16 protein-coding genes are annotated in these 18038 nt (G+C 63.5%); 14 read left to right on the top strand and 2 right to left on the bottom strand.

What is annotated here, in order from left to right; all coding sequences use genetic code 11:
- Positions 1 to 22: 22 nt before the first annotated feature.
- From OPV09_RS08270 to OPV09_RS08280, 3 genes are all read left to right on the top strand, one after another.
- Complete coding sequence (locus OPV09_RS08270; protein WP_338681181.1) at positions 23 to 1390, top strand: GH1 family beta-glucosidase; 1368 nt, start codon at positions 23 to 25, stop codon at positions 1388 to 1390.
- Between the two features lies 1 nt (position 1391).
- Positions 1392 to 2432 (top strand): sn-glycerol-3-phosphate ABC transporter ATP-binding protein UgpC, encoded by a 1041-nt coding sequence (locus tag OPV09_RS08275; protein WP_338681182.1) that lies wholly within the window; start codon positions 1392 to 1394, stop codon positions 2430 to 2432.
- 107 nt (positions 2433 to 2539) lie between these two features.
- Positions 2540 to 4990, top strand: coding sequence for a TonB-dependent receptor (locus OPV09_RS08280; RefSeq protein WP_319992511.1), 2451 nt, complete (start codon positions 2540 to 2542; stop codon positions 4988 to 4990).
- A gap of 94 nt (positions 4991 to 5084) precedes the next feature.
- Here the strand turns inward: OPV09_RS08280 and xseA are convergent, their stop codons facing one another.
- On the bottom strand, positions 5085 to 6446 hold the full coding sequence (xseA, locus tag OPV09_RS08285; protein ID WP_338681184.1) for an exodeoxyribonuclease VII large subunit: 1362 nt from the start codon (positions 6444 to 6446) through the stop codon (positions 5085 to 5087).
- A 334-nt stretch (positions 6447 to 6780) separates the two neighbouring features.
- Here xseA and OPV09_RS08290 point away from each other — a divergent pair, with 334 nt between their 5' ends.
- From OPV09_RS08290 to OPV09_RS08335, 10 genes are all read left to right on the top strand, one after another.
- Complete coding sequence (locus OPV09_RS08290) at positions 6781 to 7455, top strand: hypothetical protein (RefSeq protein ID WP_338681185.1); 675 nt, start codon at positions 6781 to 6783, stop codon at positions 7453 to 7455.
- A gap of 308 nt (positions 7456 to 7763) precedes the next feature.
- The gene (locus OPV09_RS08295) at positions 7764 to 8369 is read left to right on the top strand and encodes a MotA/TolQ/ExbB proton channel family protein (protein ID WP_034751738.1); all 606 of its coding nucleotides are present in this window, start codon (positions 7764 to 7766) and stop codon (positions 8367 to 8369) included.
- Positions 8366 to 8806: an ExbD/TolR family protein gene (locus OPV09_RS08300; protein ID WP_046682637.1), complete on the top strand. Its 441-nt coding sequence runs from the start codon at positions 8366 to 8368 to the stop codon at positions 8804 to 8806. The genes OPV09_RS08295 and OPV09_RS08300 overlap by 4 nt, the downstream gene beginning before the upstream one ends.
- 74 nt (positions 8807 to 8880) lie before the next feature.
- Positions 8881 to 9936, top strand: a complete 1056-nt coding sequence (gene lpxK, locus OPV09_RS08305) for a tetraacyldisaccharide 4'-kinase (RefSeq protein WP_338681188.1) — start codon at positions 8881 to 8883, stop codon at positions 9934 to 9936.
- Complete coding sequence (locus OPV09_RS08310; protein WP_010395789.1) at positions 9917 to 10093, top strand: Trm112 family protein; 177 nt, start codon at positions 9917 to 9919, stop codon at positions 10091 to 10093. Before lpxK ends, OPV09_RS08310 begins: the two co-directional genes overlap by 20 nt.
- A 2-nt stretch (positions 10094 to 10095) precedes the next feature.
- Positions 10096 to 10851, top strand: a complete 756-nt coding sequence (kdsB, locus tag OPV09_RS08315) for a 3-deoxy-manno-octulosonate cytidylyltransferase (RefSeq protein ID WP_338681190.1) — start codon at positions 10096 to 10098, stop codon at positions 10849 to 10851.
- A 246-nt stretch (positions 10852 to 11097) separates the two neighbouring features.
- A complete protein-coding gene (gene adk, locus OPV09_RS08320; protein WP_034751729.1) occupies positions 11098 to 11754 on the top strand; it encodes an adenylate kinase in 657 nt (218 codons plus the stop codon).
- Positions 11755 to 11933: 179 nt separating this feature from the next.
- Positions 11934 to 14057: a sodium-translocating pyrophosphatase gene (locus tag OPV09_RS08325; protein WP_338681192.1), complete on the top strand. Its 2124-nt coding sequence runs from the start codon at positions 11934 to 11936 to the stop codon at positions 14055 to 14057.
- A 177-nt stretch (positions 14058 to 14234) separates the two neighbouring features.
- Complete coding sequence (locus tag OPV09_RS08330; protein ID WP_083292778.1) at positions 14235 to 14657, top strand: hypothetical protein; 423 nt, start codon at positions 14235 to 14237, stop codon at positions 14655 to 14657.
- A 14-nt stretch (positions 14658 to 14671) separates the two neighbouring features.
- Positions 14672 to 15172 (top strand): YMGG-like glycine zipper-containing protein, encoded by a 501-nt coding sequence (locus tag OPV09_RS08335; RefSeq protein ID WP_338681195.1) that lies wholly within the window; start codon positions 14672 to 14674, stop codon positions 15170 to 15172.
- On the opposite strand, the gene OPV09_RS08340 is transcribed toward OPV09_RS08335, so the two are convergent.
- The gene (locus tag OPV09_RS08340; protein WP_338681196.1) at positions 15169 to 17238 is read right to left on the bottom strand and encodes a TonB-dependent receptor domain-containing protein; all 2070 of its coding nucleotides are present in this window, start codon (positions 17236 to 17238) and stop codon (positions 15169 to 15171) included. The two genes, OPV09_RS08335 and OPV09_RS08340, sit on opposite strands and share 4 nt — an antisense overlap.
- A gap of 246 nt (positions 17239 to 17484) precedes the next feature.
- Between OPV09_RS08340 and OPV09_RS08345 the strand changes: the two genes are divergently transcribed.
- Entirely contained in the window at positions 17485 to 17907 is a 423-nt protein-coding gene (locus OPV09_RS08345) for a hypothetical protein (RefSeq protein ID WP_219329205.1), read from the top strand.
- The last annotated feature ends 131 nt before the right edge of the window (positions 17908 to 18038 follow it).

Below are 18038 nucleotides of genomic sequence, written 5' to 3' on the forward strand. Positions count from 1 at the left end.
TTTTTCATCCACTCACACTGACATGACCACCATGCATAACGACGATATTGACACCAACTTTCCCGCCACCTTCACCTGGGGCGTGGCCACCAGCGCCTACCAGATCGAGGGCGCCGCCGCCATCGACGGCCGCGGCCCATCCATCTGGGATACCTTCAGCCACACGGATGGCAAGATCATCGACGGCAGCAATGGCGACGTGGCCTGCGACCACTATCACCGCTACGCGGAGGACGTGGAGCTGATCGCCAGCCTGGGCGTGAACGCCTACCGCTTTTCCATGTCCTGGTCGCGCGTGCAGCCCACGGGTTCCGGCGCCTGGAACGAGGCCGGCTTCGATTTCTATGGGCGCCTGCTCGACGCCCTGGCCGCCAAGGGGCTTGACGCGCACCTGACCCTGTACCACTGGGACTTGCCGCAAGCCTTGCAGGACGAGGGCGGCTGGCTCAATCGCGCCACCTGCTACCACTTTGCCGCCTATGCGGCCGAAGTGGCGCGCCGCTTCGGCCACAAGGTCGCCAGCATCGCCACCCATAACGAACCGTGGTGCACGGCCGTGCTGGGCCACGGCACGGGCCAGTTCGCCCCCGGCATGGCCGACCCGGCCGCCGCCGTGCAAGTGTCGCACCATCTGCTGCTGTCGCACGGCCTGGCCATGCAGGCGATGCGCGCCGTCAATCCGCCCGCGAAACTGGGCATCGTGCTCAATCAATGGACGGCCACGCCGGCCACCGACAGCGCCCAGGACCGCGAGCTGGCCGAACTCGAATATGCGCGCTCGGTGCAGTGGTATATGGACGCCATCTTCAAGGGCCGTTACCCGGCGCTGGCCCTGAAACACATCGACGCTTCTGCTTTATCCATCTTTGAAAACGATTTCATAGATATCAAGCAACCCATCGATTTCCTTGGCGTGAACTATTACACGCGCGCTTTCATGAGCGCCGAGACGCCGCCGCGCAAGCCCGAATGCAAGCTCGGTGTCAACGACATGGGCTGGGAAACCTATCCGCAGGGCTTGACGGAACTGCTCGTCGGCCTGCACCGCGAATACCGGCTGCCGCCCGTCTACATCACGGAAAACGGCATGGCCGTGGCCGACAAGCCCGTCGACGGCAAGATCCACGACGCGCCGCGCATCGAGTACGTGCAGCTGCACCTGGACGCCTTGCGCGCCGTGATCGCGCAGGGCATCGACGTGCGCGGCTATTTCTACTGGAGCCTGATGGACAACTTCGAGTGGAACTCGGGTTACGCCAAGCGCTTCGGCATGGTCTACGTCGATTACGCCACGCAGCAGCGCAGCTTCAAGGACAGCGCCCTGTGGTACCGCGATTTCATCGCCGCGCAGCGCGCGTCCCACGCCGCCGTGCTGGCCGAGGAGCACTGACATGGCCGCCATTTCCCTGCGCGGCATCCGCAAGACCTATGGCGACGGCCCGGAAATCGTCAAGGGCCTGGACCTCGATATCCACGACGGCGAATTCATGGTCTTTGTCGGGCCATCCGGCTGCGGCAAGTCGACCCTGCTGCGCATGATCGCGGGACTGGAAGACATCAGCGCGGGCCAGCTGCGCATCGGCGACCTGCTGGCCAACGACGTGGCGCCGGCCGAGCGGGGCATCGCCATGGTCTTTCAGAGCTATGCGCTGTACCCGCACATGACGGCGCGCGACAACATGGGCTTTGCCTTGAAACTGGCGGGCAAGCCGGAAGCGGAAGTGCGCGCGGCCGTCGGCAAGGTGGCCGAGATCTTGCAGATCACGCACCTGCTCGACCGCAAGCCCAAGGCCTTGTCGGGCGGTGAGCGCCAGCGCGTGGCCATCGGCCGCTCCATCGTGCGCCAGCCCAAGGTGTTCTTGTTTGACGAGCCGCTGTCCAACCTCGACGCGTCCTTGCGCGTGCAGACGCGCATCGAACTGGCCAAGCTGCACCAGGAACTGGGTACCACCATGATCTACGTGACGCACGACCAGGTCGAAGCCATGACTCTCGGTGACCGGGTCGCCGTCTTCCACGGCGGCCACCTGGAGCAGGTGGGTGCGCCGCTGGACCTGTACCGCCAGCCGGCCAGCCAGTTCGTGGCCGGCTTCATCGGCGCGCTGCGCATGAATTTCTTGCCGTGCGCCGCCGTCCCCGCGCTGGCCAGCCAGCTTGGCTGCGAGGCGGGCATGCTGGTTGGCATACGCCCCGAACACCTGCGCCTGGTGCCGCGCCACGAAGGCTACGGCGCCACGGTGACCCTGATCGAGCAGCTGGGCGATGCGCAGATCATCCACGCGACGCTCGACGGCAGTTCGCACGCGGTGGCCATCAAGCTGCATGGCGAGGCGCGCCACAGTCTGGCGCAGGGCAGCGCCATCGGCTTTGCGCCGGAAGAGGGCCATGCCTTTCTATTCGACACGGCCGGGCGCGCCGTGGCTACCCATTGACCCCGCACGGAGGCGACATGACTTCAGATTGACACCCAAAAAATGTGCAGCAATAGCCAAAGAGCTATGTGATCATCAATCAACCAGCGGTACAGGAGACAACAACAATGCAACAGCTCAAACGCAATACCATCGCCCTCAGCCTGGCGCATGCGACCTTCGCCCAGTTCATCTTGCTGGGCAGCGGCGCCGCCATGGCCCAGGAGGCTGCAGCCACCGACGCGGCAAAGCCGGCAGCCGAACAGATGGACCGCATCGTCGTCACGGCCACGCGCCGCAATACCTTCGTGCAGGAGACGCCGCTGGCCGTCACCGCCTTCAACCAGGACACCCTGCAAAACAACCAGGTCAAGGATCTGGCCTCGCTGGCCACCATGGTGCCGAGCCTCGTCGTCGAGCAGCATGGCGACTCGGGCGGCGTGCACGTCTACATGCGCGGCGTCGGTTCGGCCAACCACACGGAGCTGGGTGACCCGGCCGTCGCCTTTTATGTCGATGGCGTGTATTCGCCGCGTCCCCAGGGCGCCACGGCGCTGATGTACGACCTGTCGCACGTCGAGGTGGCGCGCGGACCGCAGGGCACGCTGAACGGCCGCAATTCCACGGCCGGCGCCGTCAACCTCGTGTCGGCCGCGCCTAGCACGGCCAAGTTCATGGGTTCGGCCGGCATCACGGTGGGCGACAAGCGCCATCTGCAGACGCAGGGCATGATCAATATCCCGTTTTCCGACGACGTGGCGCTGCGCATCGCCGCCATCAAGGATAGCCACGACGGCACGGTGGACTTCCGCCGCGGCTCGAACGTCATGCCGGGCACGGCCAAGTATGGCGCCGGCGACCAGATGGGCGTGCGCGCCTCGCTGCTGTGGAAGTTCACGCCGCAGCTGCGCGGTACCTTCATCGCCGACTACTTCCTCGACCAGGGCGCCGGCAACGTCTACCTGGCGGCTGAACCGAAACGGGGCGAGAAGCTGCGTTCGGCCCTGATCGACACGCCGGGCACCCTGGACCAGTCGATTCTGACCTACAAGGGCAAGCTCAATTACAAGCCGACGGACGCGCTGGACTTCACGTACCTGGGCAGCTGGAGCCGCTACAAGCGCCAGAACAGCAACGACTCCGATGCGGGCCTGTTCCCCGGCTTCAAGTCGGAAAACCGCACGGACTGGGCGCAGTTCGACAGCTATTCGCACGAGCTGCAGGCGCGCTCGGACGACGACGCGCCGTTCCAGTGGGTGGCCGGCCTGTTCCTGTTCAATGAAAAGAACAAGGTGCGCTTCGATATCGACCGCAGCCAGATTTCGCAGGCTGCCGTGCAGCAGGATATCGCCAATGGCGCCGTGATCTTCGTGCAGCCGACCGTGGGCCAGTACGCCTCGTCGATGTCCTTCATCCAGGGCGACCGCCAGCTCAAATCGAAAGCCGTGTTCGGCCAGGTCAGCCAGCAAGTGACGGACCAGATCAAGCTGACGGCCGGCGCGCGCTACACGAAAGACCATAAATTCGACATCGGCGGCAAGAACTGGGCATGCCCGAACTGGCCGGCCAATACCCCGCTGGGCACCACGGTCCTCACTGCCGACCAGCTGCGCCAACTCGTCACGCCGGGCACGGGCCTGGCCAACACGCACAATATCGGCCCGGGCGGCGCCATCACGGCCGCCACCTGCGGCAATACGCCAGGCGACAATACGGCCGACCTGAAATACGGCCAGGCCACCTGGCTGGGCCGCATCGAGTACAAGCTGCGCCCGGACATTCTGCTGTTCGGTTCCGTGACGACGGGCTTCCATTCGCCGGCCATCGGCGACGGCGGCGCCACCACCAAGCCGGAAAAGCTGACCAGCTATGAAATCGGCTTCAAGTCGGACTTGCTGAACCGCGAACTGACCCTGAACCTCGACGCCTTCCTGATGAAGTACAAGGACAAGCTCGAGTCGCAGGTGGTCAACAGCGTGCTGGCCAACTTCAACGCGGCCGGCGCCACCGTCAAGGGCCTGGAAGCGGAGTGGGTGTGGCGGCCAACGAAGGTCGACCGCCTGACGGGCAACGCCACCTGGCTCAAAGCCGTGTATGACGACTTCATGTCCTGCGACGTCGATGCGGCGCGCGCGAATGGCCAGTCCTGCGGTTCGACGGCGCCACTGGTGAACGTGGGCGGCAGCACCATGAAGCATGCGCCGAAGTTTTCCACGACCGTCCAGTACGAGCATGATTTCAATGTCGCCGGCGGCCAGATCACGCCGCGCGCTTCGGTGCACTATGAAACCATGTCGTACGTGGGGGCGGGGGCGTTCAACGGCGACGTGCCGGGCCATGCCGGCGTCAAGCGCCAGGAAGCCTACACGACCCTGGACCTGAGCCTGCGCTTCCAGCCGGCCAACAAGGCCTACACGGTGGAAGCGTTCGTGCAGAACGCCACGGACAAGGCGGTCAAGCTGGACGTCAATGAAATCTGCACGGACGTGGGCATGCCATGCCAGCCGACGCAGCAGATCTACGGCGCCTTCTACAACGCGCCGCGCACGTTTGGCGCGCGCGTGTCGATGAAGTTCTAAGTCAGGTAGTGTGAAAGAGCAGTTGCGGTAGCAGTCCACTCAGTAGGGAAGGTGTTGGGCCGGGGTTCTTCCCCGGCCTTTTTTATTCCAACGCTTATTCCAGGCTGGCTTGCACGCTGGCGATGCCGACCTGCGCGCTGCCTTCGGCCAGGCGCACGTTGACGTTCTGGCGCGCCTGCAGCTGCGCCGGCGAGCGCACGATATTCCCTTTTTCATCGCGCAGTATCGCGTAGCCGCGCTCCAGGGTGCGCTGGGGATTGAGCAGTTCCAGCTGCGCCGCCAGGCCGTCGAGGCGGTGGCGCCGCTGGCCCAGCTGCTGCGCCATGGCCGCGCCGCTGCGCCGCTGGGCTTCCACCAGCCGCGTGCGCGATGCCGTGACGTCGGGCCGCAGGTTGGCCCAGCGCGAGCGCAGGCGTTCGAGCGCGTACCGCGACTGGTTCACGGGCGCGCGCGCCGCATGCGTCATGGCCGTCGACAGGGCCAGCAGCTGCAATCGCTGCTGCTGCAGCTGCGCCTTCGGGTTGAGCAGGCGGCGGCTGTGGCGGTCCAAGGTTTGCGCCGCGTCATCGAGGCTGCGGCGCATGGCGCGGCGCAGGTCCGTCGCGTCGGCGCGCAGGGATGCCATCCAGTCGGCGCGCGGCGTGGCCGCCAGTTCGGCCGCCGCCGTCGGCGTGGCCGCGCGCAGGTCGGCCGCGAAGTCGGCGATGGTGAAATCCGTCTCGTGTCCCACGCCGCTGATCACGGGCATGGAGCAATCGGCAATCGCATGGGCCACGGCTTCATCGTTGAACGACCATAAATCCTCGATGCTGCCGCCGCCACGGCACACGAGCAGCACGTCGCACTCGGCCCTTGTCGATGCCGTGCGGATGGCGTGCGCGATCTTTTCCGGCGCCTGCTGTCCCTGCACGGGCGTCGGGTACAGAATGATGTTGACGTGCGGCGCGCGGCGCTTGAGCGCGATCAGCACGTCGCGCAGGGCGGCCGCCTGCGGGCTGGTGACGATGCCGATGCTGCGCGCGAACATGGGGATGGCGCGCTTGCGTTCCTGGTCGAACAGGCCTTGCGCTGCCAGCTTTTCCTTCAGGCGCTGGAACGCTTCGTACAGGGCGCCCACGCCGGCGCGGCGGATGGCTTCCACATTGATCTGGTAATCGCCGCGCGCGCCATACAGGGTGACGAGGGCGCGCACTTCGACCTTGTCGCCTTCGCGCGGCGTGAAGCCCGCGTACTGGGCGCGGCCGCGGAACATCACGGCACGGACCTGGGCGCCATCGTCCTTCAAGGTGAAGTACCAGTGGCCGGAAGCGGCGCGCGTGAAGTTGGAAATCTCGCCGGCGATCCAGGTCAGGGGGAACGAGCGCTCGAGCAGGCGCGCGACGGCCTGGTTCAGGGCGCTGACGGTCAGCACGGGCGGGGCGGCAAAACCGCTGTCAGTCGGGTTGTCGGTCATCATAAAGCTGGGAGCGGGAAGGGAACTGTCCACATATTATCGGCGAGGTCATGCTTATGTCATATATCGCGCAAAACAACAAGTTCTATTTCTAAGTAATTGATTTCATGACGAATTCCCGTATGCCTGATTTGCGTGCACAGGGAAAAAATCCTTTAATATCAAGCACATCAGTGTAGCCCCTGCCACTTACGCACAAAGTTATCCACAGAAAGTGTGCGGAACTTTTTGCCTTGGACAAACATGGCTGGGCTGGCCTTGTCCGAGCGATAAAAGTGCCTTGCTACATTTTTGCGCACGGAAATAAAGTGCCTATGAATCAAGCGCTTAGTATGCCATGCATGGCCTTGCGCACAATCTTATCCACAAAAAATGTGCAGAACTCTGGCGCGGCACCGGATTTATCCACGGGAAGGCCTATGGCATGGCTTGCCTTAATTTTGCGCAGCATAAAAATAGCCATATAAATCAAGGGTGTAGCATCGCACCGTACGCCTTGCTCACAATCTTATCCACAGAATGTGTGCAAAACTGCATAAACCGTTTCGTGGTTTATCCGGGTTTTCCACCGTGTGAGCATGTTGAATTGCTGCCTTATTTTTCAGCAGAGAAAAAAATCCCTTTAAAATCAATGCTCTTGCATGGAGTCAATCGGCTTGCTCACAATCTTATCCACACTTTATGTGTGGAACTGCGCTGGCGGTGGAAAACTGCTGTTTTGAAGTGGAATCGGGCCGTGAAAAACACGCTTTTCAGCCAATGCCACATTTTTATGCATGGCAATAAAAACGATATAAATCAATGTACTTGGCGCGTATCCGTACGCTTGCGCACAATCTTGTCCACAGATTGTGTGCAGAACTTTGAGGGCCTGTCTGGCGCCGATTGCGCGCTTGCTGCCACTTTTTTACGCATTGATTTAATTTCCTTTAAAATCAATGACTTGATTAAATTCCTCGGCTTTGCGCACAATCTTGTCCACAGTAAATGTGCAGAACTCTTTAAACATTAACTTATTGACATTGACTACTGTCGATAAGCTGCTATGCCTGTATTTTGCGCAGCACGATAATTCCCATGTAAATCAATGACTTGCATGCTGTACTTCATGCTTGCTCACAATCTTATCCACACAAAGTGTGCAAAACTGGGCTCCCGCCAGCGCGCTGGGGACAGGTACCATGCAGGCGCCACTTGCCGCCGGCGCGGCAACGCGCTACATTGCGCCATTCCTGCGCGCACGTACAATCGGTCTTCGGCGCTCGGTACAATACAGGCTGTTCGGGCGATTCATCGCCTTCCCTTTACCAGGAGTTTCTTTTGCTCGCTATATTTCAAGCCGCTGGCTGGCCCATCTGGCTGTTGTTGATCGCTTCCATCGTTGCCCTGGCCCTGATCATCGAGCGCCTGCTGTATTTGCGCCGCGCCAAGATACTGCCTCGCAAGCTGTTCGATGAAGTGGTGCAGGTGTATCGCAGCGGCAAAATCACGCCGGACACGGTGGCCAAGCTGGAAAGCAATTCGCCGCTGGGCGTGGTGCTGGCCGCCGCCTTGCGCAATGTCGACGCGCCGCGCGAGGTGATGAAGGAATCGATCGAAGAGGCGGGCAGCGGCGTGGCCCACACGCTGGAACGTTTCCTGACGACTCTGGGCACGATCGCCACCCTGGCGCCGCTGATGGGCCTGTTCGGCACGGTGGTGGGCATGATTGAAATCTTCGGTTCGCAAAACGCCAGCGGCTCGAATCCCGCACAATTGGCGCACGGTATCTCGGTGGCCCTGTATAACACGGGTTTCGGCCTGGCCATCGCCATGCCGACCCTCGTCTTCTACCGCCACTTCCGCGCCCTCGTCGACAGCTTCGTCATTGACATGGAGCAGCAAGCCGTCAAGTTCGTCGACATCGTCCACAGTGGCCGCAAATGAATTTCCGCAAAGGCAAGGGGCGTGAAGACCCCGAAATCAACCTGATCCCGTTCATTGACGTGCTGCTGGTGATCCTGATCTTCCTCATGGTCAGCACCACCTACAGCAAGTTTACGGAGCTGCAGATCACCTTGCCGACGGCCGACGCCGAGCAGGCGAAAGAGAAGCCGCAGCAGATCGACGTCACCATCGACGCCAAGGGCAACTACACGGTCAACCGCGAGCCCGTCTCGTTCCGCGACGTGGCCGGCCTGGCCGACGCCCTGCAGAACGCGGCAAAGGCAGCCAATGGCGGCAAGGTCCCGGCGCAGACGCCCGTGGTCGTGGTCAACGCCGACCAGTTCGCCATGCACCAGATGGTCATCCACGTCATGGAAGCGGCCCGCCTGGCCGGCTATGAAAAGCTGACGTTCGCGGCGCAAGCTGGGGGCAAGTAAGCTTTGACCGTTACCGGCAACAAAATTGGGGTCTGACCCGCCGGGTCAGACCCCAGCCCTTTACTCCTCCCCCCATGCCCACATCCTCCCCCGCCAAGCTTGAAACCACACTGACCCGCGCCTGGCTGACGCGCGGCCCGCTGGCGTGCGCGCTGTGGCCCGTCTCCCTGCTGTTCGGCGCCCTGAGCGCCGTGCGGCGAGGCCTGTACCGGGCAAATATCCTGACATCCGCGCGACTGCCCGTGCCCGTCGTCGTCGTCGGCAACATTTTTATCGGTGGCACGGGCAAGACGCCGCTGACGATCTGGCTGGTGCAAGCCTTGCGCGACGCGGGCATGCGCCCTGGCGTCATTTCGCGTGGTCATGGCAGCGCCGACCGTTCGCCGCGCGCCGTCACCGCTGCTTCCACGCCGCAGCAGGTGGGCGACGAGCCGCTGCTGATCTTCCAGCGCGGTGGCTGCCCCGTGATGGTGGGACGCGACCGCGCGCAAGCGGGCAGGGCGCTGCTGGCCGCGCACCCGGACGTCGACGTGCTGGTGACGGACGACGGCTTGCAGCATTACGCCTTGCGGCGTGACGTGGAAATCGTGCTGTTCGACGGCCGCGGCGCGGGCAATGGCTGGCTGCTGCCGGCGGGGCCTTTGCGTGAATCGCCGCGCCGCCGGCGCGACGTGACGGTGATCAATGCGCCCGAGCTGGCGCCGGCACTGGTGGACAAGGTCGCGCCGCAGGGCGGGCTGGTGGTGCAGATGCTGCTGGCCGGCGGCGTGGCCGAACGCATGGTGAACCGCAGTGAAAGCGTGGCGCTTGCAACCCTGGCGGCCAGCGGCCAGCGCATCGTGGCGGCGGCCGGCATCGGCAACCCGCAGCGCTTCTTTGCCATGCTGCGCGGCGCCGGATTGGATTTCACGGAACTGCCCTTGCCCGACCATCACGACTTCCTCGACCAGCCATTTGCGACACTCGACACGGATGTGATCTTGATCACCGAGAAGGATGCAGTAAAATGTGCGCAAATTGAATATCTCAAAGATGACCCGAGACTGTGGGTCGTCCCCGTCAGTGCGCGCATCGATAGCGCGCTGGCCCAACAAATTGTGGAGAAATGTCGTGGACGCTCGACTGCTTGATATCCTGGTCTGCCCTGTTTGCAAGGGTCCGCTTGAACACGATAAGAAGGCGCAGGAACTGATTTGCCGCGCCGACCGCCTCGCCTATCCGATCCGCGATGGCATTCCCATCATGTGGGCGGACGAAGCGCGCACCCTGCAAGACGCAGTGGAATAACGATGGCGTTCATCGTCATCATCCCGGCCCGCCTGGCCTCGACGCGCCTGCCGGGCAAGCCGCTGGCTGACCTGGGCGGCAAACCCATGGTGGTGCGCGTGGCCGAGCAGGCAGCCCTGTCGGGCGCCGCGCGCGTCATCGTCGCCACCGACCACGAATCCATCCGCGCCGCCTGCGCCGCGCATGGCGTGGAAGTGTGCATGACGCGCAGCGACCATCCGTCGGGCACGGACCGCATCGCCGAAGTGGCGCGCACGCTCGAGCTGCCGCTCGATGCCGTCGTCGTCAACCTGCAGGGCGACGAACCGTTGATCGATCCGGCCTTGCTGGCCGCCTGCGCGGCGCAGATCAGCGCCGCCGTCCCCATGGCCACGTGCGCCCATCCGCTGCACGATGTGGCCGATGCGTTCAACCCGAACGTGGTCAAGGTCGTGCTGGACAAGAATGGCCGCGCCTTGTATTTCTCGCGCTCGACGATTCCGTGGCACCGCGACGGCTTCGCGCAGTCGAAAGACAGCCTGCCGACCGGCTATGTGCCGCTGCGCCATATCGGCCTGTATGCCTACAGCAATGCATTCCTGCAAGAGTATCCGCAATTGTCCGCGTCGCCGCTGGAAGCGATCGAGGCGCTCGAGCAGTTGCGCGTGCTGTGGCACGGTGTTGCCATCGCCGTGCATGTCACGGACTCGGCCCCGGCCGCCGGTGTCGACACACCGGAAGATCTTGCCAGGGTGCAAGCCCACTATCGCGCCCAGTAAGCGCGTTACCCGCAAAACGGCAGGCGTGCAAATATAATTTTGTGCGCCTGCAGCAAAAACCACATTTTGAAACGTCTGCTTCGCTAATTGCTGGCTTTGATCAATCAGGGCATAGCAATTCGACAGCAAACTGGCGTTCCGGGGATTTTTTGTGGTAAGTTTCGTAGGGAAAGATAGCCATAGCAACATCATCTAAAAATAATTACACATACCACCATCCAAAATCTGTTTTTTAGGAACTTTTCAATGCGTCTGATACTTTTAGGAGCACCCGGTGCCGGCAAGGGCACCCAAGCTAACTTCATCAAAGAAAAATACAATATTCCACAAATCTCCACGGGCGACATGCTGCGCGCGGCGATCAAGGAAGGCACGGAACTGGGCCTGGCAGCGAAAAAAGTCATGGATGCGGGCGGCCTCGTGTCGGACGACATCATGATCGGCCTGGTTAAGAACCGCCTGCAGGAAGCCGATTGCGCCAATGGCTATCTGTTCGACGGCTTCCCGCGCACCATCGCGCAAGCGGACGCCATGAAAGATGCCGGCATCAATGTGGACTATGTGCTGGAAATCGACGTGCCTGACGCTTCGATCATCGAGCGCATGGACGGCCGCCGCAGCCACCCGGGTTCGGGCCGCGTGTACCACGTCAAATTCAATCCGCCAAAAGTCGACGGCGTCGACGACATCACGGGCGAGCCGCTGATCCAGCGCGACGACGACAAGGCGGAAACCGTCAAGAAGCGCCTGGACGTGTACCACAACCAGACCAAGGTTTTGCTCAACTACTACAATGACTGGGCCAAGTCCGGCCTGCCAGGCGCGCCGAAATACCGCCGCATCGCCGGCGTCGGTCCGGTCGAGCAAATCCGCGACAGCGCATTTGCCGCCCTGGCGGAATAAGCAGTGTTTGAAAAGCGGACCTGAGTGTCCGCTTTTTTTGTGCCCGCGCTTCAGGCGGGCGCCGTATCGTTTTCGTGGTTCAGTTTTTTTGCAGGTCGTGTTTTCCTGGCTGCGCGTGCCTACCCGGTGCGGTCTGCAGCTGTTGGCAATGACGTCGGATAAAAACAGAAGGGGACGATATGGCAGCCAGTTTGTGGTTTGCGGTAGCCTGCGGCGTGGTCGCAGTCATTTATGGTTTGGTGTCGCGCAGCTGGATCCTGAGGCAGGATCCCGGCAACGCGCGCATGCAGGAAATCGCGCTGGCCATCCAGCAGGGCGCGGCCGCCTACCTGGCGCGCCAGTACCGCACCATCGCCATCGTCGGCGTGGTGCTCCTGATCGCCATCTATCTGCTGCTTGGCCTGCACACGGCGCTGGGCTTCCTGATCGGCGCCGTGCTGTCAGGCGCCTGCGGCTTCATCGGCATGAATGTCTCCGTGCGGGCCAATGTGCGCACGGCGCAGGCGGCCACCCTGGGCATCAACCAGGCGCTGAACGTGGCTTTCAAGGGCGGGGCGATCACGGGCATGCTGGTCGTCGGACTGGGCCTGCTGGGCGTGACCCTGTTCTACTGGCTGCTGGTGACGACGGGCGCGCCGGGCCTGACCCAGCATGATTTGATCAAGCCGCTGATCGGCCTGGCCTTCGGCGCTTCGCTCATTTCCATCTTCGCGCGGCTGGGCGGCGGCATCTTCACCAAGGGCGCCGACGTGGGTGCGGACCTGGTGGGCAAGGTGGAGGCGGGCATACCCGAAGACGATCCGCGCAACCCGGCCGTCATCGCCGACAACGTGGGCGACAACGTGGGCGACTGCGCCGGCATGGCGGCCGACCTGTTCGAAACCTATGTCGTGACCCTGATCGCCACCATGCTGCTGGGCGCACTGCTGATGGCAGAAGCGAGCGGCACGGCCATCATCTACCCGCTGCTGCTGGGTGCCGTGTCCATCCTCGCTTCCATCGTCGGCTGCTCGATGGTCAAGACCAAGCCGGGTGCGAAGATCATGTCGGCCCTGTACACGGGCTTGTGGTGGGCGGCCGGCCTGTCCCTGGCCGGCTTCGCCGTGGTGACGTGGCTGCTGTGGCCCGACGACGCCATGCGCTACAAGATGCTGGGCGCCACCGTCGTCGGCATCGTCCTCACGGGCCTGATGGTGTACATCACCGAATACTACACGGGCACGGATTTCAAGCCCGTGCGCCACATCGCCGAAGCGTCGACGACGGGCCACGGCACCAACATCATCGCCGGCCTGGGCGTGTCGATGAAGTCCACCGCGTATCCGGTGCTGGCCGTCTGCGTCGCCATCCTCGTCTCGTATCAACTGGCGGGCCTGTACGGCATCGCCATTGCCGCCACGTCGATGCTGTCGATGGCCGGCATCATCGTCGCGCTCGACGCGTATGGTCCCATCACGGACAACGCGGGCGGCATCGCGGAAATGTCGGGCCTGCCCGACTCCGTGCGCGCCATTACCGACCCCCTGGACGCCGTCGGCAACACGACCAAGGCCGTCACCAAGGGCTATGCCATCGGCTCGGCCGGCCTGGCCGCGCTGGTGCTGTTCGCCGACTACACGCATGCGCTCGAATCCGTGGGCCAGCACATCACGTTTGATCTGTCGAACCCCATGGTCATCGTCGGCCTGTTCATCGGCGGGCTGATACCGTATTTGTTCGGCGCCATGGCGATGGAAGCCGTGGGCCGTGCGGCCGGCGCCGTGGTGGTCGAGGTGCGCCGGCAGTTCCGCGACATCAAGGGCATCATGGAAGGCACGGCGCGGCCCGAATACGACAAGGCCGTCGACATGCTGACGGCGTCGGCCATCCGCGAAATGATCGTGCCCTCCTTGCTGCCCGTGGTGGTGCCCATCGTCGTGGGCATGCTGCTGGGGCCAGCGGCGCTGGGCGGCCTCTTGATGGGGACCATCGTCACGGGCCTGTTCGTGGCCATTTCCATGACCACGGGCGGCGGCGCTTGGGACAATGCGAAGAAATACATCGAGGATGGCCATTTCGGCGGCAAGGGTTCCGATGCGCACAAGGCGGCCGTCACGGGCGACACGGTGGGCGACCCGTACAAGGACACGGCCGGTCCGGCGGTAAACCCCCTGATCAAGATCATCAATATCGTGGCCCTGCTGCTGGTGCCGCTGCTGCCGGCCACGGGCTGGCTGGCGGTCAAGGCGCCGGCACCGATACACGCGCCCGTGCCGCCCATCCTGGCGCCGGCCACACCCGTGCAAAGCTTGCCGGCGCAATAAATCCCACGTCAAACAGCCCCGTTCCCAGGGGCTGTTTTTACGTCGGGCATGTCAAAATTTCCTGATTTCCATATCTTGCGCGTATCAAAAGTGAGCAAATGTTACAGCGCCTTGCCTGCGCCGGCCGTCTGCCAATAATGAGGGAGTCACTTCAGGCAGCAGAAGGCAGGAGGCATCATGGACAAGGCAGACAAACGGCGCTGGCTGATGCGGGGGCTGGCCGTGGCGGTGGGGCTGGCGCTGGCCGGCAGCGCCTGGGCCGATCCGGGCAGGCATGGCCGGCACGGTGGACACGGCTTCCACGGCCATCATGGTCATCACGGACACGGCCATTTCCGTGGCCGCTCGCATGTCGGCGTGTGGCTGGGTTCTAGCTGGGGCTACGGGCCGGGGTGGTACGGCGACCCGTGGTACCGCCATCCGTACGGACGCACGGTGGTGGTACAGCCGCTGCCCGTCGCGCCGCCCGTGTATGTCGAGCAGGGCGGGGTGCCGACGGCGCCGATGTGGTACTACTGCCGTCAGCCGCAAGGCTATTATCCCTACGTGACAAGTTGTACATTGCCGTGGCGCGCCGTGGCGCCGGGCAGTGTGCGCTGAAAGCGAGGTGCGACATGAACGGGAAAACAGGCGCAGTGTGTGGGGGCGTGCTGGCGCCCCTTGTGCTGGCGGCATGCACGGTGATGCCGCAAGGGCCGTCGGCCATGGTGTTGCCCGGCACGGGCAAAAGTTTCGCGCAATTCCAGGGAGATGACGCCCACTGCCGCGGGTATGCGCAGGCGCAGCTGGGCGGCGGTTCGGCGCAGCAGGCCGCGGCCGACAGCGGCGTGCGCAGTGCGGCCCTGGGCACGGTGCTCGGTGCGGTGGCCGGCGCCGCCATCGATGGCGGCCATGGCGCCGGCGTGGGTGCCGGTACAGGGCTGGTCTTTGGCGCGCTGGCGGGCACGGACGCGGCCGACAGTTCGGTGTATGGCATGCAGCGCCGCTACGATTACGCCTACCAGCAATGCATGTATGCGAGCGGCCACAAGGTGCCCGTGGCCGGGCAGATGCTGAGCAGCGTGCCGGCCAATGCCGCCACGCCGCCGCCAAATACGCCGCCGCCCCGCTATTAGAAGCGCGACGTCAAACCGACGAACATGCGCCGTCCCGGCACATAATAATCGACCAGTCCATCGGCCAGCGGGCCCTTCTTGAACAGGTTTTCCACGCCGCCGCGCACGGTCCATTGTGGCGTGACCTTGTACGACACGACCGTGTCAACGATGGTGTAAGCCTTGTTGGCCGCCTGGCCCGCATCGAGTTCCTTGCCCGTGTACTGAGCCGACACTTCGCCGAACAGCTGGTCGTTGACTTGCCAGCCCAAGGCCGAGTACCACGACAGCTTCGGCGTCGACAGCAGGTTGGCGCCCGTCGTCAGGTTTTTCGCTTCCGCCATGTAGGTCACGTTGTTACGCCAGTTCAGGTTTTTCGTCAGCGGGATGGTGGCCGTCGCTTCCACGCCGCTGGTGCGCGCTTTCTGGATATTCGTCATCTTGGTCCACCACTGCTTCTGGTAAAAGCCCAGCGGCGCGTAGTCGATCTTGTTCTTGAAATCCGTGTGGAAGTAGGTCACGCCCACGTCCCAGCCATTCTGTTCCCACGCCACGCCGATCTCGCCGGCCGTGCTCGTTTCCGGCTTCAAGTCCGCATTGCCGGCCATGTAGCAGCCGCCCGTGATGTAGCCCAGGGGTTTGAGGCTGCCGCAACCGCGTCCGCCCGACTGCGTGGCCGCCGCCGGCGAGTTTTCCTTCAGGCTCGGGGCGCGGAAGCCTTGCGACACGCCGCCCTTGATGGTCCAGGCGGGGGCAGGGTGGTACACCAGGTACAGGCGCGGGCTGTAATGGTTGCCGAACTTGCTGTGGTGGTCGAGGCGCAGGCCGGCCGTGGCCGTCAGGTTGTCGCGCAGGAACAGCTGGTCTTCCGCAAACAGGGCCGACGTGGTGCCGGACAGGGTGGCGCCGCTGACGGGGTTGCCCAGGTAGTCGGTAGGGATGGTGCCGATGGTGTCCGTGTTCGTCAGTTCCTGGTGCTTCCACTGGCCGCCCATCACCAGCATCTGCTCGATGCCGCCCCAGCCGACGCGTTTTTCCAGGCTGGCGTCGAGGGTGCTGTCCTTGGATTTCGCCACCGTGCCGACGACTTCGTTGTCGAAATCGTTGTGGTACAGGTTGACCATGGCCTTGCCGAAGTCCCAGCGGCCTTCATAGCCGATGCTGGCGCTCTTGCGTATCAGCTTGCTGGCGCCCCAGGCGCCGAACAGCGGGTAGCCGTCCGCGTCGAGCGTGGTCGAATCCGTCGATTGCTGCTTGCCGTAGCTGGCGTCCAGCGTCACGTTCTGCTTCTTGTCCAGCGCCCAGCTCAGCTGGCCCGTGACAGTCTGGTTGCGTTCGCCGCCGATGCCGCCCGATTTGCCGATGGCTTTTTCATCGGGATTCTGGCGCGTCTGGCCCACGCCCAGGCGCATGCCGACCGTGTCCGACAGGGGACCTGCCAGGTTCACGCCCAGCTGGTGCGCCGTGCCGCGGCCGCTGTCCTGCGGCTGCGTGTAGTTGGCCGTGGCCGAACCGTTCCACTTGCCCGGCACCTTGCGCGTGATGATGTTGATCACGCCGCCCATGGCGTCCGAGCCGTACAGCGAGGACATGGGGCCGCGCACCACTTCGATGCGCTCGATCATGTCGGGCGAGATCCAGTTCAAGTCTTGGCGGCCCAGGTCCGGGCGGTAAGCCGTGTCGGCCGAGCTGCCCACGCGCTTGCCGTCGACGAGGATCAGGGTGTATTTGTCGGGCAGGCCGCGCAGCTTGATCTTCGATTCTTCGCCCACGGGGCTGGTGCCGCCCGTCACGCCGGGGATGCGGCGCAGCAGGGTATTGAGGTCGTACACGGGCTGGCGCTCGATTTCCTCGCGCGTGATGACGCTGATGCTGGCCGGCGCATCCTTGATGTCGATGGCCGTGCCCGACGCGGTAACGACCACGGTGTTCATGGTCGGGTCGGCGGCCACATTGCCTTCGGCCCAGGCGCTGCTGACGGCCAAAGACAGCAGGCAGGGCAGGAGCAGGGTGGCGCAATGGCGGGGACGGGCGGGAGTGGCGGCGGGGACTGCGAAGGATGTGAAGGCGGGACTGCGCTTGGTCATGGTGAACTTTCCGGATGTTGTTTTTTCCTGGCTGCCTTCCGGGTGGCTCGGGTATGAATGATTGAAAATGCAATAAACTGCGCTCCCATTCTGCTAATGAGAATAAGAATCGTTCTTATTGTAATGCTATCCTGGCAAGAAGGAAAGTGATGAAAGGAAATAAAACACCGTTGCAGCATATGCATGGCATCTGGCGCCGCGTGTGCCAATAATGAAAGCGGTATGATCGATGCATGGGGAGGTGGCATGAAGACGATGATCAAAACCATACCGGCGCTGGCCTGCGCCCTGCTGCTCGTTGGCGGCCATGCAGGCGCCCAGGAGCAGGCCGTTTCCGATGATTTGCCCGTGTGCCAGCTCGATCCGCGCGACAGCGGCAAGCTGGCCGTCGAACCTTGCCGCCCGGCGCCGCCCGTGCAGCCGCGCCGTTCCGTGCCGCAAGTGATCGGCCGCATGCCGGCGCAGCCCGCGCCTCCCGTCGTGCCCATGGCGCCCCTGCCGCCCAGCCCGGCCGTGCCCATGCCCCGTGCGCCGCAGCCGATCGGCGCCTGCGACACGGGCGGTTGCCGCGATGCGGCCGGCGCGCGCTACAACGGCGCGGGCAACGCCACGCTCGATGCCAACGGGCGCATCTGCCACCGCAATGGGGCGTTCATCCAGTGTTTTTAGTCCTGCCATAGGCTGGTCCTGCAAGTTTTCGCGCGGTGCGCTCAAAAATGGCTACAATTGTCGCCGACATTACGTTTACGTAAACGTAACTATGGCACCATGTAACCATCAGGCGCCGGGAACACGGCCCT

Origin of the sequence: Janthinobacterium sp. TB1-E2, assembly GCF_036885605.1 — a bacterium.
GTDB classification, from domain to species: domain Bacteria; phylum Pseudomonadota; class Gammaproteobacteria; order Burkholderiales; family Burkholderiaceae_D; genus Janthinobacterium; species Janthinobacterium aestuarii.